The organism is Nostoc sp. 'Peltigera membranacea cyanobiont' 213 (assembly GCF_002245975.1).
GTDB lineage: Bacteria > Cyanobacteriota > Cyanobacteriia > Cyanobacteriales > Nostocaceae > Nostoc.
Genome location: NZ_NOLI01000001.1, coordinates 95,562 through 117,621, shown reverse-complemented (window position 1 = coordinate 117,621; position 22,060 = coordinate 95,562). Strand labels below are relative to the sequence as shown.

At 40.2% G+C, this 22,060-nt stretch carries 17 protein-coding genes; 7 read left to right on the top strand and 10 right to left on the bottom strand.

The window, feature by feature from the left end:
- Positions 1–108: 108 nt before the first annotated feature.
- Entirely contained in the window at positions 109–1,506 is a 1,398-nt protein-coding gene (lysA, locus tag CDG77_RS00515) for a diaminopimelate decarboxylase (protein ID WP_094327351.1), read from the bottom strand.
- A 92-nt stretch (positions 1,507–1,598) separates the two neighbouring features.
- Between lysA and rimI the strand changes: the two genes are divergently transcribed.
- From rimI to CDG77_RS00490, 5 genes are all read left to right on the top strand, one after another.
- Complete coding sequence (gene rimI / locus CDG77_RS00510) at positions 1,599–2,150, top strand: ribosomal protein S18-alanine N-acetyltransferase (protein WP_094327350.1); 552 nt, start codon at positions 1,599–1,601, stop codon at positions 2,148–2,150.
- A gap of 556 nt (positions 2,151–2,706) precedes the next feature.
- Positions 2,707–5,175: an ATP-dependent Clp protease ATP-binding subunit gene (locus CDG77_RS00505; protein ID WP_094327349.1), complete on the top strand. Its 2,469-nt coding sequence runs from the start codon at positions 2,707–2,709 to the stop codon at positions 5,173–5,175.
- 83 nt (positions 5,176–5,258) lie between these two features.
- A complete protein-coding gene (locus CDG77_RS00500) occupies positions 5,259–5,531 on the top strand; it encodes a hypothetical protein (protein ID WP_317615900.1) in 273 nt (90 codons plus the stop codon).
- A gap of 283 nt (positions 5,532–5,814) precedes the next feature.
- Positions 5,815–6,087, top strand: coding sequence for a hypothetical protein (locus CDG77_RS00495; RefSeq protein WP_094327348.1), 273 nt, complete (start codon positions 5,815–5,817; stop codon positions 6,085–6,087).
- Positions 6,084–6,449, top strand: coding sequence for a clan AA aspartic protease (locus CDG77_RS00490; RefSeq protein WP_094327347.1), 366 nt, complete (start codon positions 6,084–6,086; stop codon positions 6,447–6,449). Before CDG77_RS00495 ends, CDG77_RS00490 begins: the two co-directional genes overlap by 4 nt.
- 54 nt (positions 6,450–6,503) lie before the next feature.
- Here CDG77_RS00490 and CDG77_RS00485 read toward each other — a convergent pair whose 3' ends face one another.
- Both CDG77_RS00485 and CDG77_RS00480 read right to left on the bottom strand, forming a co-directional pair.
- The gene (locus CDG77_RS00485) at positions 6,504–7,481 is read right to left on the bottom strand and encodes a Bpu10I family restriction endonuclease (RefSeq protein WP_094327346.1); all 978 of its coding nucleotides are present in this window, start codon (positions 7,479–7,481) and stop codon (positions 6,504–6,506) included.
- A complete protein-coding gene (locus CDG77_RS00480; protein ID WP_094327345.1) occupies positions 7,454–8,695 on the bottom strand; it encodes a DNA cytosine methyltransferase in 1,242 nt (413 codons plus the stop codon). The genes CDG77_RS00485 and CDG77_RS00480 overlap by 28 nt, the downstream gene beginning before the upstream one ends.
- A gap of 184 nt (positions 8,696–8,879) precedes the next feature.
- Between CDG77_RS00480 and CDG77_RS00475 the strand changes: the two genes are divergently transcribed.
- Positions 8,880–10,406, top strand: coding sequence for an ArnT family glycosyltransferase (locus CDG77_RS00475; RefSeq protein WP_094327368.1), 1,527 nt, complete (start codon positions 8,880–8,882; stop codon positions 10,404–10,406).
- A gap of 296 nt (positions 10,407–10,702) precedes the next feature.
- Here the strand turns inward: CDG77_RS00475 and CDG77_RS00470 are convergent, their stop codons facing one another.
- The 4 genes from CDG77_RS00470 to CDG77_RS00450 all read right to left on the bottom strand — a co-directional run bounded on the left by CDG77_RS00470 (position 10,703) and on the right by CDG77_RS00450 (position 16,839).
- A complete protein-coding gene (locus CDG77_RS00470; protein WP_094327344.1) occupies positions 10,703–12,085 on the bottom strand; it encodes a DUF2079 domain-containing protein in 1,383 nt (460 codons plus the stop codon).
- 41 nt (positions 12,086–12,126) lie between these two features.
- The gene (locus CDG77_RS00465; protein WP_223269673.1) at positions 12,127–13,242 is read right to left on the bottom strand and encodes a hypothetical protein; all 1,116 of its coding nucleotides are present in this window, start codon (positions 13,240–13,242) and stop codon (positions 12,127–12,129) included.
- Between the two features lie 313 nt (positions 13,243–13,555).
- The gene (locus CDG77_RS37305; RefSeq protein ID WP_223269672.1) at positions 13,556–15,487 is read right to left on the bottom strand and encodes a DMT family transporter; all 1,932 of its coding nucleotides are present in this window, start codon (positions 15,485–15,487) and stop codon (positions 13,556–13,558) included.
- Positions 15,488–15,531: 44 nt separating this feature from the next.
- Positions 15,532–16,839: a mannosyltransferase family protein gene (locus CDG77_RS00450; protein WP_094327342.1), complete on the bottom strand. Its 1,308-nt coding sequence runs from the start codon at positions 16,837–16,839 to the stop codon at positions 15,532–15,534.
- Positions 16,840–17,296: 457 nt separating this feature from the next.
- Here CDG77_RS00450 and dxr point away from each other — a divergent pair, with 457 nt between their 5' ends.
- Positions 17,297–18,493 (top strand): 1-deoxy-D-xylulose-5-phosphate reductoisomerase, encoded by a 1,197-nt coding sequence (gene dxr, locus CDG77_RS00445; protein WP_094327341.1) that lies wholly within the window; start codon positions 17,297–17,299, stop codon positions 18,491–18,493.
- Positions 18,494–18,911: 418 nt separating this feature from the next.
- Here dxr and CDG77_RS00440 read toward each other — a convergent pair whose 3' ends face one another.
- The 3 genes from CDG77_RS00440 to CDG77_RS00430 all read right to left on the bottom strand — a co-directional run bounded on the left by CDG77_RS00440 (position 18,912) and on the right by CDG77_RS00430 (position 22,014).
- Positions 18,912–19,736 carry a WecB/TagA/CpsF family glycosyltransferase gene (locus tag CDG77_RS00440; protein WP_094327340.1) on the bottom strand — a complete coding sequence of 275 codons (825 nt, stop codon included), beginning with the start codon at positions 19,734–19,736 and terminating at the stop codon, positions 18,912–18,914.
- A 126-nt stretch (positions 19,737–19,862) separates the two neighbouring features.
- On the bottom strand, positions 19,863–21,014 hold the full coding sequence (locus CDG77_RS00435; RefSeq protein WP_094327339.1) for a glycosyltransferase family 4 protein: 1,152 nt from the start codon (positions 21,012–21,014) through the stop codon (positions 19,863–19,865).
- Positions 21,015–21,120: 106 nt separating this feature from the next.
- Positions 21,121–22,014, bottom strand: a complete 894-nt coding sequence (locus CDG77_RS00430) for a glycosyltransferase family 2 protein (RefSeq protein ID WP_094327338.1) — start codon at positions 22,012–22,014, stop codon at positions 21,121–21,123.
- Between the last annotated feature and the right edge of the window lie 46 nt (positions 22,015–22,060).

Genomic DNA, 22,060 nt, shown 5'->3' with positions numbered 1-22,060 from the left:
CGGCAGTTCCTTGTGGGGGAAACCCCCTTGGCGCTAGCCTCTCCCTTTGGGAGAAGACCGGACTGCCTCACCGTAATGCAGTGGCTTCCAATGACCAAGGACAAATGACTAAATTTTCAGCCTTTCTGGTAGGCTATCTTGTCGAATTAAGTCTTGGTAAGTTTCACGTTGCAAAATTAAATTTGCTTCGCCATTCGCCACCACAACTGCTGCCGGTCGGGGCAAGCGGTTGTAGTTAGATGCCATACTGTAATTGTACGCACCAGTTCCCATAACTACGAGAATATCTCCTGGTTCAGTCTTTGGGAGGAGAGCATTTTTAATCAGAATATCTCCTGATTCACAATGTTTACCAGCAATTGTGACTGTTTGAGTTAAAGGATAAGACATTTTATTGGCAACTACCGCCCGATAAACTGATTGGTAAGTAATCGGGCGAGGATTATCGGACATTCCCCCATCGATCGCTACGTAGGTACGAATTTCTGGAATAACTTTGGATGAACCAATAGTATAAGCAGTGACGCAAGCTGTGGCAATTAGCGATCGCCCTGGTTCACTCAATAATTTTGGTAAAGGCAGATTTTCAGATGCACAAGCTTCTTGAACAACTTCACAAATCGCCTTCACCCACTCTTCAATGCTGGGGGGATCGTCTGATTCTGTGTACTTAATCCCCAAACCACCACCAACATTTAACTCTGTAATATTTAAACCATACTTCCCGGCATCCCGCAGCCATTGCACCATGACAGCAGCCAAATCTTGATGCGGTTGGCGCTCAAAAATTTGGGAACCAATATGAGCGTGTACCCCTATGCAATTAAGGCTTTCCTGTTGACTGACAAAGGTAAAAACTTCACCTAAATCGTTGGGATCAAAGCCGAATTTGCTATCTAAGTGTCCCGTGCGAATATATTCATGAGTGTGGCATTCAATACCGGGAGTTAGCCGCAGCATGATGCGGATTACTTGATTGGGTTGGACTATTTCCACAAGGGTACGCAACTCATACCAGTTATCCGCCACAATGGTGACACCAGACTCGATCGCTAAAATTAGTTCTTCACGAGATTTATTATTTCCGTGGAGGTAAATTTTATTGGGACTAACACCCGCTTGTAGGGCGGTGTAAAGTTCGCCGCCAGAAACTACATCGATTCCTAATCCTTCAGACGCAGCGATCGCACAAACGGCTAAACAATTCCAAGCTTTTGAGGCGTACAATACTTGAGATTCGCCCTTGTAGTACTGCTTGAAAGCATCTCGGTATTGCTGACAAGCCGAACGCAAGGTTTCTTCATCTAAGATATATAGAGGTGAGCCAAATTGCTCAACTAGGGTTGTGACATCACATCCACCAATTTCTAAGGAGTCATGATTATGAACTCTAGCTGTTAAGGGTAAAAGTTCCTGATTAGGTGAGGGATTCGCGTTTATATCGCGCCTTTGAGGTAAATATTGACTTCCAGAATGTTGAACCCCAGTGGGGTGAGTCGATACCATAAATATAAAAGTTGTCCTTGTTCAAATTACGGGCTTTGAGTTCGTCTCCCGATTCCCAGTTTACAAAGGGTTTGTAATCTTATTCAATAAATGTGATCTCATCAGACTTAGAAATTAAATTACTGACAACAGATAATCTCAGTGCAATTCTGGAACTAGATCGAGCCTGTTTTGGCGGACTTTGGACTCTGGAGGGCTACAAACGAGAATTGGATAGTCCCAACAGCGATTTACTCGGTTTATTTTCCCCGTCCAATAGCATAAGTTTGCTAGGAATGGGTTGCTTTTGGTCAATTTTAGACGAAGCCCACATTACAATTTTGGCGGTTCATCCCGAATATCACCGTCAAGGCTTGGGACAGGCTCTATTATATTCACTTATCAAGACAGCTTGCGATCGCAAAATGGAGCGAGCTACCCTCGAAGTGCGAGCTTCAAACTTGGGGGCTATATCTTTATATCAAAAATTCGGCTTCAAAACAGCCGGACTGCGGCGGCGTTACTACCAAGATAATGATGAGGACGCACTAATTCTCTGGCTCCCAGATTTACAACACTCCAAATTTAAAGCAATTTTAGACCAGTGGTATTCCATTGTCAGCGATCGCCTAGACAAATCCTCTTGGCACTTGATTTTTAAGTAGTTGGGGATTATTAATCAGGCAGAAAGCTTCTGGTGCATCTACTTCGTTAACACCCCCATCTAATTCCAAGCTACTAAATTGGAGATTTTAATGCTCTTGACCTTAAACCCTTGCTCTAACTGCATTTTTGCAGGCTACTGTAGGCATCGCGGCAGGCTACGATCGGGCTTGCGATCGGCTTCAGCAAAAAAGAGCAACTTTGCTAGCTTTATTTATATTTAAATATTTTATAGAAAAATTAAATAATATAAAGAAAACATATATAATGTTTTTTCTGCTTGATATTTGAAAATTTATATGGTATTTGTAGGTGTTTGGGATTAAGTAAGTAAATTCTCAATATAAGCAGTCAGCTATTTGTAATAAATCCCAAAAACGCTGGTGAACTAAAGCTCCTCAGTACACTAGCCACACAAAAGTAGTCAATAGTTAACAATTAGCCCATCAACTAAAGTCATAGCTTCAAGATGTCTATAATCTGTTATACAGGCATCCAAAAGCTTTGCCTGTGCTAAAATCAGCATACCGGCACGACCGCAGATGATGGGATAAAGCCATGTTTGAGCGCTTCACTGAAAAAGCCATTAAGGTAATCATGCTGGCCCAAGAAGAGGCCCGCCGTTTAGGTCACAACTTTGTCGGAACCGAGCAGATCCTCTTGGGTCTGATTGGCGAAGGCACTGGTGTGGCTGCTAAGGTGCTGAAATCAATGGGTGTCAATCTCAAAGATGCCCGAATTGAAGTTGAAAAAATTATAGGACGGGGATCGGGCTTTGTTGCCGTGGAAATTCCCTTTACGCCACGGGCAAAGCGAGTTTTAGAACTCTCCCTAGAAGAAGCACGCCAACTGGGGCATAACTACATTGGCACCGAGCATCTGCTGTTGGGCCTAATCCGCGAAGGGGAAGGCGTCGCAGCCAGGGTGCTAGAAAACCTCGGTGTGGATCTATCTAAGGTAAGAACCCAAGTTATCCGCATGTTGGGAGAAACTGCCGAAGTTTCACCAGGCGGTTCATCCGGGCGGACAAAAACCCCGACTCTGGATGAATTTGGTTCAAACCTGACCCAAATGGCGATGGATAATAAGCTCGATCCAGTGGTGGGACGCGCCAAGGAAATTGAGCGCGTTATTCAGATATTGGGTCGCCGAACCAAAAATAACCCAGTGCTGATTGGGGAACCAGGGGTTGGTAAAACTGCGATCGCTGAAGGTTTAGCCTCCCGCATTGCTACTAAAGATATCCCTGACATCCTGGAAGATAAACGCGTCGTCACGCTGGATATTGGTTTGCTCGTAGCAGGAACCAAGTACCGGGGTGAATTTGAAGAACGCTTGAAAAAAATCATGGATGAAATCCGCTCGGCGGGTAATGTCATTCTCGTGATTGATGAGGTACACACCTTAATTGGTGCAGGTGCGGCAGAAGGTGCTATTGACGCAGCAAATATCCTCAAGCCAGCTTTGGCTAGAGGTGAGTTGCAGTGCATCGGTGCTACCACCTTGGATGAATACCGGAAGCACATCGAGCGAGATGCAGCGCTAGAGCGGCGTTTCCAGCCAGTGATGGTTGGCGAACCTACAGTTGATGAAACAATTGAAATTTTATATGGTCTGCGCGAACGCTACGAGCAACACCATAAACTGAAAATCTCCGACGAAGCATTAGTGGCGGCGGCGAAGTTATCAGATCGTTACATTAGCGATCGCTTCCTCCCAGATAAAGCCATCGACTTAGTTGATGAAGCTGGTTCTAGGGTGCGCTTGATTAACTCCCAACTGCCACCCGCAGCCAAAGAGTTAGACAAAGAACTGCGTCAGATATTAAAAGAAAAAGATGACGCGGTGCGCTCTCAAGACTTCGACAAAGCTGGGGGACTGCGCGATCGCGAAATGGAAATCAAAGCCGAAATCCGAGCGATCGCTCAAAGCAAGACCAATGCAACAGGTACAGAAGGTGAAGAACCTGTAGTTACAGAAGAAGACATTGCCCACATTGTCGCTTCTTGGACTGGAGTACCGGTGAACAAACTCACCGAATCTGAATCTGAAAAGCTGCTGCACATGGAAGACACCTTGCATCAGCGTTTAATTGGTCAGGATGAAGCTGTGAAGGCAGTCTCACGAGCAATTCGTCGCGCTCGTGTCGGTTTGAAAAATCCCAATCGACCCATAGCTAGCTTTGTCTTCTCTGGGCCGACTGGTGTAGGTAAAACCGAGTTGGCGAAATCCTTAGCAGCTTACTTCTTCGGTTCCGAAGAAGCGATGATCCGCTTAGATATGTCCGAATACATGGAGCGTCACACCGTCAGCAAGCTGATTGGTTCCCCTCCAGGTTATGTTGGCTATAACGAAGGTGGTCAGTTGACCGAAGCCGTGCGGCGGCGTCCTTACACCGTGGTGTTGTTCGACGAAATCGAAAAAGCGCACCCCGATGTCTTCAATATGCTGCTGCAAATTTTGGAAGACGGTCGGTTAACTGATGCCAAAGGTCGCACGGTGGACTTCAAGAACACCTTGCTGATTTTAACTTCCAATATTGGTTCTAAGGTAATTGAAAAAGGCGGTAGCGGTATCGGCTTTGAATTCTCCGAAGATGCCAGCGAGTCAACTTACAACCGAATTCGCTCTTTGGTGAACGAAGAACTCAAACAGTACTTCCGTCCAGAGTTTCTCAACCGACTTGATGAAATTATCGTCTTCCGTCAGTTGAACAAGCCGGAAGTGACCCAAATCGCCGAAATTATGCTCAAGGAAGTATTTGGTCGTCTGACGGAAAAGGGTATCACCTTAGAAGTCACAGACCGCTTCAAGGATCGTTTGATTCAAGAAGGTTACAGTCCCAGCTACGGCGCGAGGCCATTACGTCGGGCAATTATGCGCCTGTTAGAAGATAGCCTAGCAGAAGAAATTCTGTCTGGTCGCATTAAAGATGGCGATACAGCCCTTGTTGATGTGGATGAAAATGGCATTGTCCAAGTTAGTTCTCAACAGCGTCGGGAATTGTTACCCCAAGGTGTTGAGTAATATTTAGGGTTTGGGATTTTTAGATTAAATCCCAAATTAAAAAACGGTAGAGTATTAATTGCTCTACCGTTTTTTGTTTGAATATGTCTAATGCAGACGACGAATACCGCGTTATTGCGCCGCAAGATCCAATGAAGAATAATTGGGAATTTATGGAAGTATGGATAGATTCAAGTCATTCCCCTCCATATATTCTTTTATTGCTTTGCGACAGTGAAGATAACTGTCAGATTTATGATCCGGCACAGGGTTATAAAGTTGTATTTTCTACTAATAACTATGATGAAGCCAAGTTATATTTACTAGAAGATGAGTTTGAATCAGTTCAAGGTAGGCTTTTAGCTGCGGAATTATAGCGGTTCTCAGTTGGGTGCAAACGCCCAGTTATTGGGGAGTCCGAAACCAGAATTCAGGAGAACTTTATATTCTGACTCCTGACTCTAAGCTGTCTTGGGTGTATTTTAGTCATTTGAAATCGCCATAGCTTGAAATTGATTCATTTGTTAGAGAAATAAAATTAGGTGATCGCTATTTGTTTTATTGCTTAACCCAAAGATAACAGATGTAGAAAATTCAGTTTAAAGGCACAACAGATAATCAAGTAGAATTAATACACAGTAGCAACAAAGGAGCAAAGCTGTGCAAAGCATACTTTTAAGCCGAGAAGAAGTTGCACGACGTGCGAAAGAATTATACGAAAACAGCATTCGTCAACAAGTAGAGCGAGAAGAAAACATAGGTAAAATGGTGATTATCGATATAGAAACAGGTGAATACGCAATTGATAAAACAGGCTTAGAATCGGCACGATATTTACGTAATAAAAACCCATTAGCTCGACTTTTTGGCATTCGCATTGGTTATAAAGTCGCTGTTTCCTTCAGTGGTGACATGGAGCGCGATTATCGGTGATTTCTGGTATTGTCAAGAACGGACGCGCAACCATTGATATCATATTTCGACTGCCCAATCAACCAGACTTTACCATTGAATTTGTTATCGATACAGGTTTTACAGAGTTTCTTTCTTTACCCCCAGCAGCAGTTACTTTGTTGTGTTTTCCTTTTGTGTATGATATGTATGCAAATTTAGCTGACAATAGTAATGTAATCTTGCCAGTACATCAAGCTACCATTATTTTGAATGGAGAAGAACGGGAAGTGAATGTACTTGCTACAGGACGGCTACCTCTATTAGGAACTGCTTTACTTGATGAGCATGAACTTGTCATACAGTTTATCGAGGGCGGTTTAGTAACAATTGATGAATTGTAGTTGCTTTCTGGATATCTTAATTTTCTATCAACAGTATGGTGAATAGGTCAATCGCTACTCGTCAATTAGCCACCCACGCTCTATGCCGTGTTCAATTCCGCCAGTCCAATCCATTTTCAGATGCTTCCGCACTTTATGGAATAGATGTTGAACTACAACTGGATTAATTGAATTTTTAAGATATTTTTCTTCATACCTAAATTCTCGGTCAGTGTTTTTCTGCTGACGTAGTACGTAAATCTGGTCAACCTTGTACTTGCGAAGATTGACATCACTGGTCAGCTTAATCCACTCCATAAGTACAACATATAAACTGTTTGGATTTCTTGCCTTTAAGTCCTCTGCTGCTCGTGATGAACCTTCGAGCATAGTTTTATCGAGATATGTCTTACATTCAATTGCAACAACTGGAATATCGAAAATGTGCGTTTCGGTGTTTCCTGTAACTGTAACTTCAGAGTAATTTTCCGGTTCCTCTTTAAGAAGTGGGAGTATTTCACCAGGATTTTCATCTTTCTCCGGTGGGGTTGCTGCTTCAAATGATACTTGAATAGTGGCTCCAATTACAAAGTCATGATCTTTCTTTTCAATACGTGCATACGGTCGCTTCAGCATCTCAGAGTATTTTGGCGGCACAAAGAAAATATCTTTGAATGTATGTGATTTGCCGATGAGAGCATTTTCTCCAAAGTCTCTGACCAAATCTTTAAACAGATAATAAAGAAATTCCTCCAGTACGCTAGAGTGAAGGTTTGATCGAGAATCAAACTTTTCAGCATAGTGCTGCTGGTCTAAAAAATCCTTATATTTTGATAGAAGTTCTACCCTAGTAGCAATAATTGCGTCATCTTGAGCAGTAGGTGTTGATGTCGGCCCAAGTAATTGGAGATTAACTGAACGCCACTTATCATACTCAGTTCTAATTTCAGTGAGATATTTTTTACTCTCAACATCTCTGTATTTTGTGCGGTGATTCTCCTTTTGTTCAAGATTAGAGCCGTGAACTAAAGGGTTCCTATCGCTTTTGGGCATAGCTGTAATTTATTTTGAAGATGAAGTGCGATCGCTTTAGCAAGAATAGGTGGTACAGCATTACCTACCTGATTGTACTGGCAAAGAAACTTCTCATCAAATCTCTCTTCCCGATGTAATAACTTGTGAGATACAACAGTCTTCTTTCCTAGAAACCGATAAGTGTCAGGAAAAGATTGAACACGCGCCCCTTCACGGGCTGTCAAATTGCGATGCTGGAAAGGATGAAGAAAATTGGCGTAAAACGAAGCGGCTATTGTATGTGATGGTTTATATGGATTTAAACGTCGGTTATTCTGGTCATAACTTATCTCAGATAACTCACCATTTCCACTACGTCGTCTCGCCCCATGTTCTTTTGGTGCATCTGAACTTGATTCACCCCATTTAATATGTTTGAAGCGTTCTACAAGCCTCTGGGAATGATCCATTGCAACATGATTGTAAAGTGTTGTACTGCCATTTCTGATCCAGCTTTGATAATTATTGAGAGGTTCTGAAATGTAAGGTTGTTCCTCTTCACCCTCACGTGCATTCAGTGGTGGTAAATCTGATATAGCATGCCACAAGCTTATGGCAGGAAGTAAACCCATACAGGCAAATATTGATAATTGAGAGCTATTGATATGTAATAAATCTAAGGAATGTGTTTTTGGAGGAATACCTAATTTTTTTCCTGTTTTATTTCCCACAATAAAAATTCGCTCCCTAATTTGGGGCACACCATATTCGGCAGCATTTAATGACCATACTTCTACAAAATACCCTAGATTCTCAAAAGTTTCTTTAATGATATCTGTTACCTTTCTACCTTCAATATTTTTGCGCGAAAGTAAACCTTTAACATTCTCCATTACAAAAGCTTGAGGTTCGAGAAAACATATCCAGTGAGCAAAGTTAATGAATAAACTATTTCTAGGGTCTTTAGGATCTTTTTGTGCTGGGCCGGCAATACTAAAGCCTTGACATGGAGGCCCACCAATAACAATATCCGGTTTGAAGTGACAGATATCGTTAATGCTACTTGCAGTGTTTAAATCACGGATATCCTGTTGAAGAACTGTCATATTAGGGCGGTTATAACGTAGTGTATCACAAGCCCAGGTATCAATCTCAACGGATAAAGGAACAGAGAAACCTGCCATCTCGAAACCTAGACCAAAGCCGCCAGCCCCAGCAAACAAATCAATAGTGATAGGTTGTGCTGTTACCATAGGCTCTTAATGTGGTTACTCATCTGGTTTACCTTCTAAACATTCTAGGATGATACCCTTGTAGCGCTTTGTCAACCTGCTACACAGTTATACGCTCTTTTAAAAAACTAACCAAACTCTCGTTACGAAATCTGGGGTACAATACCGCCTTACAGCCGTTGAAATGATTATCCCGATTTTAGATATGCGTCTATTCCGAGAAAAAGAATGGTTATTTAGCTTGCTGATAATATCTCTAGTTCTGTGGCTGGTATTTTTAGGAAACTCCCCTTTACGAGATTGGGATGAAGGTACTTATGCTATAGTTGCCAGAGAAATTTACCGGACTGGGAACTGGCTTTATCCCACCCTTCAGGGAGAACCATTTTTATTAAAACCGCCTTTGATGCAATGGTTAATTGCTTGGTGCTACCAACTAGGAGGAGTGCAAGAGTTAACTACACGTTTACCTGGTGCAGTTTTAACTGCCTTGGGAGTGCCTTTGCTTTACTTGGTAGGGCGTTTAGCTTTTAAGCAAAGTTTACCAGCTTTATTTGCTGCTTTAGTTTACTTGACAATGTTGCCTGTGGTGCGTCATGGACGACTAGCAATGTTAGATGGGATGACTATTTCTTTTTTCTTGCTGCTGTTGTTTTGTCTTTTGAAAGCACGTCAGAACCGAAAATATGCTCTAGGTGTGGGATTTTGTCTGGGGTTAATTATTCTGACTAAGGGGATGATAGTTTTGCTGTTGGGGGCGATCGCAACTTTATTTCTGCTTGCAGATCGACAATTAGCTTTGTTGAAAAGTCCCTATCTCTGGGTGGGAATTTTGTTAGGAAATGCCCCTGCGATCGCTTGGTATACTGCCCAATGGCAACATTATGGGAATACTTTCTTAGAAGTGCATTTTCAAGCACAAGCTTTTGACCGCCTTACACAAACTGTTGAAGGTAATAGCGGGCCTCCTTGGTACTATTTATTAGAATTACTCAAATATGGTTTTCCCTGGCTGCTATTTTTACCTGGAGGGCTTTATCTAGCATGGAAAAAACGTCATAATACTTGGGGTTCTCTAGTTCTGTTAGGCATAGTTGTTTACTTAGGAACTATTTCTTTTATGAGAACTAAACTTCCGTGGTATGTCATGCCTGTATATCCATTTTTAGCCTTGGCAATTGGTGCTAATTTGAACGAGGTTTGGCAGAATCGTCATTTTAAAATGCGAAGTTGGACAATATTTTTGGCGATTATTTCTATCGCCGGTTTAGGAGGCTGTGTTTACTTCTTTATGAAGAAACAGCCGATTTTAATAGTTATGAGTATTGTTTTGGCAATAAGTATAGGAATTGCAGCATGGCTAGTTAAACAGCGCGATCGCAAATTCATTCCAGTTTTATTTACAGGTATGTATTTAGTTTTAATCCTACTGGTAAGTTCGCAATCTTGGATTTGGGAATTAAAAGAAGCTTTTCCAGTCAAACCAGTTGCAGCATTAATTCGCCAACACGTATTACCAGGAACAACAATCTATAGCTCATTTGCTTATAATCGTCCTAGTTTAGATTTCTATAGCGATTGCAAAGTAATTTCTGCTGCTGTTGCTGTCTTAAAAGAACAATTTGATAAAAAATCTTATTTATTATTAGATAATCCGACTTTACAACAGACAAATTTATCTGAATATCATATTTTAGGCATTGCTGATAATTTTACTCTGATTTCACAATAAATTAAGGTGATTTCCGTCAATAAATCTACCATCGCTGTTGGTTTCGACTTCGCTCAACCAACTAAGGGATAGAGAGTTGAGCGAACTCGAAATTCATCAACCTGGGTATACAGCGCTTCCGGCTATTATGCAATACAGTTTTTTTCCTTGCCCTCTCCTATCAAAGCTTTCAGATTTGGGGATGTACCTCATAGCTGCCGTAAGTGCTGTATTCTTTGTCAGAAATCACCTAAGTAATCCCTGATAGACTTTTTTGCAAAAGAATGTCAAGACTATTTGGTTTTATAAATATGATATTAGCTAATTTTTTTTTCAAAAAGATATATATCATCTTGTTGATATTGTAATTTGTATTTTGACTGATTTTTCAAAATATTTGCCAAGTTTGAAAGAGATTCTGAACTTGCAGCCCAACCGGGATGACGGACATTGAGCAAGACATAATGAAACTTATTCAATTCAGTAATATCTTGAGAAGGATTATATTTAAAACTAATCAAATCTCTATGGGTTAAATGTGGAGTAATTATATCTGTAGTCAGAACGCTATCTTTAGTTTTAACTAAAGCGATCGCCTCTTTTGTGGCTGACCAATTGTCCAGATGATGAAGATATTTTGAGCTAAAGAACCCAACTTTACCTAAAGCAAAAAACCAAACTAAAGACCACAAAAAAATTACTCGTCTTTGTTTTAGCCATCCTTTACCTGCTGCTAGGCTGGCAATTCCAACTAAAATAATAAATGGAATTGCTGGTAAAGAATAATGCAAAACTAGATTTTTTTGTGAGGGATGATCTGCAAGCAAATTTAGTGCTACACAAGGAATTAGACTAATCAAAGGGATAAGATATTGTGGTTTTAAAGCCCAAACAATAGGTAATAATAAGAAACATAAATATTCTAAATTTATAGCTGAAAAAATGTTTTTAAAAATAATTTGCGGCTGGTAAAGTAATATTTGTACCATTTCGGAAAATGAGTTTCCTAAATAGCTATATCGATAAAGATGACGGGTAAGTAGCGCTGCTTCGCTACCAAAGAAAGGGATGATAATCCAGTTAGCAATCAAAAACCACATTGTCCCACCAATAATGGCGATCGCACCATATAAGCGTCGCTTTTCAAACAAGAGTAACCAAATCCCCATAGCCACTACAGTCAGGGACAATACAGCTTTACAACCCAATATCAAAAGAATACTGACGCAAAACCAAACTATTTTTCTCGATCTAGCAGCGAAAACTGCCATCAAAAGTGCAGGGACAGCGATGGTATCTGGATGAAAATCGCATAAATTGCTATTGTAAATCACTGGATACATTAGATATACAGCTACCATTGCAACTGCTAAATTTTCTTTTAAACCTGCTTGTAGTGCCAGAAAATATGTAGGTAAAACACCTAAAGCTAAAGCAACAGACTGGACTGCAAATAGCCAATAAACACTAGGATAAATTTTGTATAGTAAAGCCAAAGGATATAAAATCCAAGCAGCATGATCGGCTAAAACATGAAAACCAAGTACAGAAGAAACTGGCGGTTTTCCCTGACTAATTAAGTAAATTCCTTGGTCAAAAAATGCTAAATCTCCAGATGAATTAAATAACTCATGTCGTAAGCTACTGGAGATAAATAAAATTAAGGTACTAATGCCGATAATTGCTCTGATATTATTCATTTTTGGCAGTCGTCCTATTACTTAAATCCTAGTTGCCTTTACTACAATTTTCTATCGATATTCGAGGAAAATTCAGCTTGTAATTTCGGATAAATTACATCGCACTTTCGCACAACAAACCAGAGGGTAAAACCTAAAGGGATTGAAAATAACTGGATAAATATGGGAGTTCCTAAATAGCCAAAAAATGATGCCATTTGCACAACTATAGCTACCCAAAAATATCTGGGAAAGTAAAAGGCAAAGATAATCGAAAGAATATCAGCAGGATAAAAATATCTTTCGTGCATTTTAGGCAGGATATATGGCATAAACAAAACTGATATGGTCGCTAAGTGTATCAGTCTGTCTTGAGTGATTTTTAATCTACTTTTATAAACAATATATACCAATAAAAATATTGCACATATAGTTAATGTTAAAGCTATAGGGACAACAATATTATAAAAATTGTTAGGAATCCATTGATAAAGATTAGGTGCGCCTTTAGCCAATTCCTTGTACTTATTAGCTTGGTTAAAGTATACCAAAAGCAATTCTAATATCGGTCTTCCCATCAACCAAGATGGTAAAACTGTAACTACATATACTGCTGGAATTAATGGTAAATAATACCAGTGTATTCTTTTTTTGAGCAAGAGAATCAATAACAAAGGTGCTAAAAACATAGCTTGCAATTTAAAAGAAAGTGCTACACCAAAACTAAGTAAGGCTGGTATTTCTTTTTGAATAGATAAGAAGTAAATACAGGCAATCAAACCCGTTGTATAGATAACATCACATTGACCCCAGAGGGCACTATTATATATAACAGTCGGACTCAATATAACTACCAAAAAGGCAAATATAGGTTTCCTCCCCTCTGGGTATTTTAGTCTGACAATTTTGTAAGTTAAAAAGGCACAAAGAAAATCAACAGTCATCGCAAAAAGCTTGATTGTGAAGATTTTCGGCAACGCAGATAGCAGGGTGGCAGAAATTAAAATCCAGTATAGGTAGGAGGGTGTGTAATCGGCAAAACTATATTTGAGGGCGCTAAAGCCACCATGAGATGCTATGAAATCATACCAGGGTGCTAAAAAAAACTTATAATCTACCGATTTATTTGGAACACAAACTAATCGAATCAGCACTGCTAATATAATGCCAATAACCAAGTATCCCGAAGCCAGGGATGGGAAAGAGTTTAACAGCCTATTGAACTGGTGTTTCACTGATTTTAATAATGTCTTATCGGAAGTTTTCGTTATAAATTGTATCAGTCTTGGCAGTGTCCACTAAATCAAGAGTAATAGAAGCAAGTACATCTAAGAGGATTTTTGTAAAGTCTAATTTTTTACTTGACTGGACTATTGTCGCGGCGATATGAGACTTTATCTACCTCCATTGGTTGGTTTAAAAACTTGATTTTTCGTGCTTTCTGCGTAGGCAGATTTTGTTTGCATAGTAGCTAATTATATTCGCCCAATACTACGAGCCTTCGTTTGTAACTTGAACAGTGGATTGGCTAGATTGGGCTAGATAAATACCCACTAAAACTACAGCGAAAGTCGCCCAGTCAAACAAACCTACCTGTTCTGAAAAAATGAACCAAGCAAAAATCGAGGCTAAAACTGGTTCGAGGAGAAGTGTGACGGCGACGACGCTTGAAGAGATTCTGCTGAGGCTATAAGCTAAAAGTCCCTGACCCAACACTTGGCAGAAGAGGGCTTGGAAAATGATGAAAAACCAACCCATCCAGGAATATGGCAGCAGCCTATCTTCGAGGAATGCTACGACGGGTAGGAGAAACATTGTTGTTACTCCACAGCGCCAGAGCATGATAGTTGCGGTGCTAAATCGGGTTCGGAGTCGTTCTATCAGCAGCATACACGTGGCCATGAAAACCGCAGTTAGCAATGCCAATGCATCACCCAGTATTTGAGCGGTTGCAAATTGTACCTTATTGAGTTCAAATGCGATCGCTCCCGCCAAGGCTATAACCAGTCCAATCACGAATCTGTTATTGAAGCGCCGACCAAATAACAGATACCCAGCCAAAGCCACAAATAAGGAGTTCAAATTAGATAGTAAAGCAACATTGGCAACACTAGTTTGACTCAGCGACCAAGCCCATAAAAGAAGGTAGGTTCCAGCAGAGGTTCCCATTGCCAACAAGAGCCACACTTCTTGACTCGTAAAAGGCTTCTTCTCTATAGGTTCATTATCAGACTGTTGGCTGCCAAAAGCCTCAAGTCCATTCCATAGTGCAAAGACGATTGTGGCAATCCAACTGCGATGAAATACTACAGCATTTGCACCAATTTCTTGTTGACATAATTTGGTCAGAGATGGTGCTAAAGATATGGGAATTAGGGCAAACAATAACGATGCAGTTCCTAAGAAAGCTGGTGTTTCGGAGAACTGTTGCTTTAGTAATGACAGTTTGCTCGTCATACTTTTAACGAAAGTGTTAACTATAGTTGTGACTGATTCTTGGAATGGGAAATTAACGGCAGGTTGGCTAGATACGGCTAAGTATAAACCCATTAAAACTACAGCGAAACCTGCCCAATTTGAGAAAGTTAATTTTTCTGAAAATACGATCGGAGCGAAAATGCCGCTAAATACAGGCTCTAACAGATGCACCAAGGAGACAACCACAGAAGAAAACTTGGCAAGGCTGTAGGTCAAAAGCCCATGACCTAAAACTTGGCAGATCAGCGCTAGAGAAATGACCCAAAGCCACCCACTGACTGTAGATGGGAAAAGCGGATCTTGAGTGAATAAAAGTATGGGGAAGATGACTAGGGCGCTAATCGTACAGATCCATAACTGGATTGTGGTTGGAGTAAATTTAGTTCGTAATTTTTCTACCAAGAGCAGGTATCCACTCAAGAAAATCGCAGAAACGATCGCAGCAAAACCCCCTTGAACTTCATCTGTAGCGATTTGCAATTCCTCAAATTCTATAGCGATCGCTCCCCCAAGGGCGATGACCATGCCAATCAGGAATTGGCTCTCAAAAGCTTTACGATATAATAGCCACACCCCTAAGCTAGTAAATATAGGGGCGAGATTATGCAACACGCTAGAAATCGCAACGCTAGTTTCAGTTAGCGACCAAGCCAAAAAGACTAAAGTGCCAGCCCAAAAGATCCCAGCACTTCCCAATAGCCATAAATCCTGGCTGGTGTAGCATTGTTCTTCTACAGGTTTGTCTGAGGAAAGTCGCTGACGTATTGCCTTGTATCCATTCCAGAGCAAGAAGAACACACTAGCTAGCCATAAGCGATTAAATACAGTGGCATTGGGGCTAAGTTGAGTTTCGCTCAATTTCACGAAAATAGAGCCAAAAGAGATGGCACCGACACCGACAAATAATGCCGCAAGGGCTATCTTCTTTTGATTGGATACATTCATTAGGAAATTTAAATTCAACTTCTCACCGATAAAGAATCAAACCTCTAACCAACCCAACGCTCTTGGGCAAATCCTACAGCTATTTTGGCTAGTAATGTCACAAAAACGCCCAAGATTAAATATCCCTGACGCGGATGGCGAGATAGCAGCACACCAATGGCTATATTCAAAGGCACAATACCATAAGCGAGACGGCTCAAAGAAATAGTACCTCCAGAGGCTAGCAGCAAACCAATACCGCAAAAACCATACATCACGGTAACTGCGGTCAGTTGCGTGCGTAAGCGCCACAACACATAGCCACCACCCAAGACCATGAACAAGTTGAGCAAGTTATTGATCCACTGTTCGCTTGCTAGGAGCAACAAAAATAAGACTAAAGCATAAAAGCCATAAAATAATTTTACAGAACTAAAACGTTGACGGAAGCGCCATAAAGAATAAGCACTGGCAACAATCACGCTCAACAACAAGAGATACCAATGGTCTTGAATCCCACCAGAGGAGTTTTGAACCCAACCATATTGCCAGTTTTTTGTGCCAACTGCAATTTGCATGAACATATTTAACCAACCCTGCCAATCAAATCCTAGAGTTGGTCGCCATCCTCGTTGCGCTTCGATAAAAGCTAAAGGGTTGTCAAAATAAATCGCACAATAAAAACTGAATAGAAGTATGCCAATGGCGGTAACGAAACCAGCGATATAGGCAATAGGTGGTCGGCGTTCTTTCCAGGCTGCGATCGCTAATGCTGGAATTAGTGCCATCCCTGTAGGACGTGTTGCTGTCGCCATCGCGCCCCAAAGCCCAGTCCAGCCATACTGCTTTCGATCGAAAGCCTGCAAAGCTGACGTACTCAAAAACAAATACAGCCCCTCTGTGTAAACCACCCCCGTAAACATGGAAGATGGATATAAAGAAACTACAGCAGTAGTCCACTGTGCTGCATTGATGCCATAATGCTCCTTAACCCAAAAGTACAAACAGTAAAGGGCTGCGAAAAATGCCAGGTTGTTGACTAACGTTCCTGCTAATTCAAACGGCAAGCCCAATTTCATCAAAACCCAGATGCTTAAAGGAAACAGGGGAAAGAAAGCAAGATTATGTTGCTTACCGTCATTTACAAATTCATATCCAGAAGTAGCGATCGCTCGATAGTGGATACTATCCCAGGCATCAAAAACTCCCCAGCCAAAATGCGGCAAAAATTCTTCTGCTGGTGATGGTAGTTTTGGCGCAACCAGCAACATAGCTATCCAAATGAATATTCGACTGGCAAGCCATAAGGCTGCTGGAAACAGGAAATCATTTTTCCATAAAACTTTTTTTATAACTATCTGAACTTTGACCATAAGGTTGAGTGCTTTAACAAACTCCTTTCTGCATTCTTTTACTTATGGCTGTAACACAGCAATTGATGAGTAATATTTTGCATATTAAATCCTCCATTAATTTAATTAATAAACTGGACAGATTAGCAATTAATTGAAATTATTTCTTATTTGGTTACTTTTGCCAATTCTCTCGGAGTTTATCTCTAAAAACATAGTATTTATAAATACAATTTTTGTCTAGTTCTCTGCAAAATAAACAATTTTATTACTTTATGGCTAGCAGTCTATGAGTTAAAACTAATGGATTTGGTCTAGCGCAGTAAGAAAAACATGGGTAATTTTCCCTTTGTATCCCTGCATCTCTCTCCCCATGTCTACTACTTGTCCGCGTCAGTGTATCGATTATAGTGATTGCTGTTATGAAAGAGTCCCCAGCAATTTATAGTGGGAGTTGTCTGTAAATCCTTAAGCAATTGTGAAAGCGATTACTCTTCTTGGTTCCACTGGTTCTATCGGTACTCAGACCTTAGATATTGTCACTCAGTACCCAGATCAGTTTCGGATTGTGGGATTGGCAGCTGGGAACAATGTAGAGATGTTGGCTGCTCAAATTCGGCAATTTCGACCGAAAATAGCAGCAATTTGCTCAGAAGATAAATTACCAGCGCTCAAAGAAGCTATCATTGACCTAGATCCCCAACCGATTCTACTGGCAGGTGATGCCGGAGTGATAGAAGTTGCTCGCTATGGCGATGCTCAAACTGTTGTCACTGGAATCGTTGGTTGTGCTGGTTTGCTACCAACGATCGCAGCTATTGAAGCTGGTAAAGATATTGCCTTAGCGAACAAAGAAACTTTGATTGCTGGGGCCCCTGTGGTTCTACCCCTGGTCGAAAAACACGGTGTAAAATTACTCCCAGCTGATTCCGAACATTCCGCAATCTTTCAATGTCTCCAAGGTGTGCCAAAGGCAGGATTGCGGAAAATTATACTCACGGCATCTGGCGGGGCTTTCCGCGATTGGGATGTAGAAAAATTAGCAGATGTAACCGTTGCGGACGCTCTCAAACATCCTAATTGGTCAATGGGGCGGAAAATCACGGTAGACTCTGCTACTTTGATGAATAAAGGACTGGAAGTAATTGAGGCTCACTTCCTGTTTGGGTTAGATTATGACAATATCGAAATTGTCATTCATCCCCAAAGCATTATTCACTCGCTAATTGAACTGCAAGATACTTCTGTTTTAGCTCAACTTGGCTGGCCCGATATGCGCTTACCTTTACTGTATGCTCTATCTTGGCCCGATCGCATCTACACCAACTGGGAACGACTAGATTTAGTGAAAGCTGGAAATTTAACCTTCCGGGAACCAGATCACCAAAAGTATCCTTGTATGCAGTTAGCTTATGCTGTGGGTAAAGCTGCTGGTTCGATGCCAGCTGTGTTAAACGCTGCAAATGAGCAAGCTGTGGCTTTATTTTTAGATGAAAAAATTCGCTTTTTAGATATTCCCCGGTGTATAGAAATGGTGTGCGATCGCCATCAAAATGATAACCGGACAAGTCCTTCTTTAGATGACATTTTGGCAGCAGATAAATGGGCAAGACAAGAAGTTTTAATAGCGACTGAAAAGTTAGAAACTCAATCGCGGATAATTTCTCTGCGATAAAAACCTCAACTCATATACCCGAAAGGCAGATTTTCTGACTATTGACCAATTCTTGTTTAGCCTTCAGCATTAGCTTGAAGGCTAACGGTTAAATTCACTTGCGCTAAGTAATTCTTGATTAAGAGGATGTTTTAAAAGTCTTATTGTTGGTATCAAAACGTTCTAGATCCCCCTAAATCCACGCCACTTGCTTCACTTTGGGAGACCCCAAGACCGCAGTGGCTCCCCTTCAAAAGGAGGACTTTGATTCTGGTTCCCCCCTTTTGAAGGGGGGTTAGGGGGGAGCGACAAGTGCCTAAAATCACAGCTAAATACTTTTAAAACATCCTCTAAGCCTTAATCCTCTAAGCCTTAATACAGTATTTCATAAATTCATAACGAATTGAGTTACCTACTGACAAGGCTTTGCAAGACTCAATCACGCAACAAACTTGTGAAATCTTGTACTGAGAAATAACAGCATTTTATTTTTTTTTTGTTGGCTTGGTATACTCCAAATTTCCCGTAGAAATAACGTAGCTACAAACCAAGGCTCAAGTAAGTAACGTCTCCAAAGTCTCTTCGGTTCAGACAACAACCGATACAACCATTCCAAACCCACCTTCCCCATCCAGCGAGGAGGAGTGGGTAGTACTCCTGCGACATAATCCATACAGGCTCCACTAGTCAAAATACTATTGGCATGAATATGTTCAAGATTTTCAGAAATCCAATGCTCTTGGCGTGGCATACCCATCCCCACCATTAATACATGAGGTTTGTAAGCATTAATTGCAGCCAGAGTAGCGAGATTTTCTTGACTATCTTTATCCAGATCGATGTAGCCATGAGCGCAAGCAATCTGTAAATTAGGAAATCTCTGGTGCAAAATACTTGCTCCTTGTTCCGCTACTCCTGGCTTTGAACCTAAATAGAATACACGCCAGCCTTTATTCGCTGCTTCTTCCATCAAAGGCCACACCCAGTCAGCATAGGTTACTCTTTGTTCTCGTTTCATCGGAAAACCTAACAATTTTCCAATAAACAATAGAGGCATACCATCAATATGGATATATTCAGCCTGGGCATAAAAAGATTGCATCTTTGGATCGTTATGAAATAGATAAAGACTATGCAAGTTATGATTAGCAATAATCCATTTCTCATTTTTATCAATAGATTCTTCAATTAGTAAGTTTAACTCTGGGATAGAGAGTGCATCAACTTTAACACCAAGAAGCTTATAAGAAAATCGATTTTTCATGACTTAAGATTTTTATTTTTAGAATTTATGAGAGTTAATGCCACAGGGAAGGTTATTATTTAAAAAGCAATTTGTAACAATATTTAAAATCTGAAATATTTAAATATTAAGTATTCTTCGCTTAAACTAAGAATGACTGATTTTCATAAGGATTTCGGCGATATTGTGCGCTCTTGCATTCCAGGAATATTTCTCTGTAATTAAGTTATATGCTGTATCCACAAGCGATTGATATTTATCAAAGTTTGAAGCTGCATCCAGCACTGTGTTAGCAACTTCTTCAGTAGAGTATCCTGTTACTAAAAGATGTTCTAAATTCCGAAATTCTTCTAAACCTCGCAATCCTTCTGGTGTTGATACAACTAGTTTTTTACTAGCGAAATAATCTAATGCCTTATTCCGAGCGCCACCTGCTACTGCTTGTTTAGAGAATGGTAACAAAGCAATATCTGCATACTTAAGATGCTCAACAAAATCCTCTCTTTTAGGTAAAAACCCTAAAAAAGAAATATTAGAGGGTATTGGTTCTGAAATATCGCTACTATCCCTACCTATGATAACAAAATGTACTTTTTGCTGATGACTTTCGAGATGTTTAGCAACCTCAATAGTCATTGATACAGACATATCATTACTTGGAAATTGAAATGTTTTAGGAGCAATAAGAACCACTATTTTTGCCGGTCTAAATGCTTGATAGGGGTCTTTATCCAAAAACGATTCAGTATTTAGCAAGTCTTCCGTCACTCCATTCCCAATACTATAAATCTGCTGTGGAATTTTACCATACCACTGAGAAATTAGTTTAGGAATCGAGTCACCTGCTGCAATAATTGGACTACCAGAGAATATCAAAATTCCCTGAGCAATATATGTCTTAATACATTGTACAAACTCTTTGAAAGGATTGGCAACTGAAAATAAGCGCATCCAGTATTCATACGCTGAAAATGTATGAAAATCTAAGACAAGAGAGGAACTGCTGTGCTTTCTAAGCTTTAGTGAAATTAAAGCAGCTAATCCAGGTAAAGTTTCTTGAGCATAAACAATATCTGGGCAAAACTCATCAATGCACTTTTCTATAGTCTGAATATATGACTTCAGGCTTCTTGAGCCAATGGAAATCGAAGGTGCATACTTAACAGATGAACAATCTAATCCTAGCTGAAAAACATCAAAATCTTTAGTAAGATATTGTCCAAGATAAAAAGGTCTAGTAAATGCACCAAATGGTTGACTAGAATCAAGTGTTGAGACAATTAGTAAGCGTTTACCCATAATATGAGGAATTATTTCAATGTTTCTTAAATGGATTTTTTAAGATAAATTTTTCAGCTAAGATTCTTCTTAATTGTATAAAAATTATTTTATACTAAGAGGATAATCAAATTTTCGAGTTAGTTTGGCTGATGTCATCAGAAAATGTAGGAGAAATTGCCAAATCTTTGTAACCAATAATTGCTCTAATATAGGGTAAAAACCAGTAAAATATCCATAATGGCCCAGAGTGTCTGATACAAAATACAGTCCAGGGTTTTAATGGAAATCCTTTAATTTGCAGCGCCTTTTTCAAGCGTTGTAATATACTCAAATTAGTATCTACCCAACTATTGCGGATAGAATTTTTTGTACAGCTACCAATATACCCAGGGGCTACCCATATTTGACAACCTAATTTACGCGCTCTGAGCGCATAATCTAAGTCTCCTAAACTGTGAATAAAAGCTGTATCAATATTGCCAATTTTTGCCGCAACACCTTCAGGAATTAGCACACAGTTACCATACATAGCATCGCATTTTTGAATAACCGAACTTGGTTCTAAAAATTCAAACTTATTGGAATACCACTTTTTAGATTTTACTGCTCCTCCATAGGTTGCTTTTCCTGTCATTGGGTCTTTAGTTGAACCAACTACAATTGAGTCTGGATAACCTTGTTCCGTCAAATTTTGATGAATCTGTAATAATTTACTAACAGCATTAGCTTCTAGAAATGTGTCATCATTCAACCACAGATAATAGTCATATTGATTTTTTATCGCCTCACCAAAGGCGAGATGCATTCCTCCCACCCAAAATAAATTTCCATTACCCTGAAGAATGTGTACCTCTGGGTATTCTGCTTTGATAGCCTGTGCAGTTCCATCAGAGCTACCATCATCAGTTAAATAAACATCAAAATGATTTTTTTGCTCATATAAAGTATGTAGACAGGCAAGAGTGGTATTACGCCTGTTATGACAGGTCATAACTATAGCTAAATTTGCTTGTTTCATCCCATTTACCTCATGTCTTCCTATGAAAATGTTCAATCCAAATAAT

Excerpts from the sequence above, each read along its gene's own strand:
- lysA (WP_094327351.1), bottom strand. The coding sequence starts at position 1,506 with ATGGTATCGACTCACCCCACTGGGGTTCAACATTCTGGAAGTCAATAT.
- CDG77_RS00505 (WP_094327349.1), top strand. The coding sequence starts at position 2,707 with ATGTTTGAGCGCTTCACTGAAAAAGCCATTAAGGTAATCATGCTGGCC.
- CDG77_RS00500 (WP_317615900.1), top strand. The coding sequence starts at position 5,259 with ATGTCTAATGCAGACGACGAATACCGCGTTATTGCGCCGCAAGATCCA.
- CDG77_RS00485 (WP_094327346.1), bottom strand. The coding sequence starts at position 7,481 with ATGCCCAAAAGCGATAGGAACCCTTTAGTTCACGGCTCTAATCTTGAA.
- CDG77_RS00480 (WP_094327345.1), bottom strand. The coding sequence starts at position 8,695 with ATGGTAACAGCACAACCTATCACTATTGATTTGTTTGCTGGGGCTGGC.
- CDG77_RS00475 (WP_094327368.1), top strand. The coding sequence starts at position 8,880 with ATGCGTCTATTCCGAGAAAAAGAATGGTTATTTAGCTTGCTGATAATA.
- CDG77_RS00470 (WP_094327344.1), bottom strand. The coding sequence starts at position 12,085 with ATGAATAATATCAGAGCAATTATCGGCATTAGTACCTTAATTTTATTT.
- CDG77_RS37305 (WP_223269672.1), bottom strand. The coding sequence starts at position 15,487 with ATGAATGTATCCAATCAAAAGAAGATAGCCCTTGCGGCATTATTTGTC.
- CDG77_RS00450 (WP_094327342.1), bottom strand. The coding sequence starts at position 16,839 with ATGGTCAAAGTTCAGATAGTTATAAAAAAAGTTTTATGGAAAAATGAT.
- CDG77_RS00440 (WP_094327340.1), bottom strand. The coding sequence starts at position 19,736 with ATGAAAAATCGATTTTCTTATAAGCTTCTTGGTGTTAAAGTTGATGCA.
- CDG77_RS00435 (WP_094327339.1), bottom strand. The coding sequence starts at position 21,014 with ATGGGTAAACGCTTACTAATTGTCTCAACACTTGATTCTAGTCAACCA.
- CDG77_RS00430 (WP_094327338.1), bottom strand. The coding sequence starts at position 22,014 with ATGAAACAAGCAAATTTAGCTATAGTTATGACCTGTCATAACAGGCGT.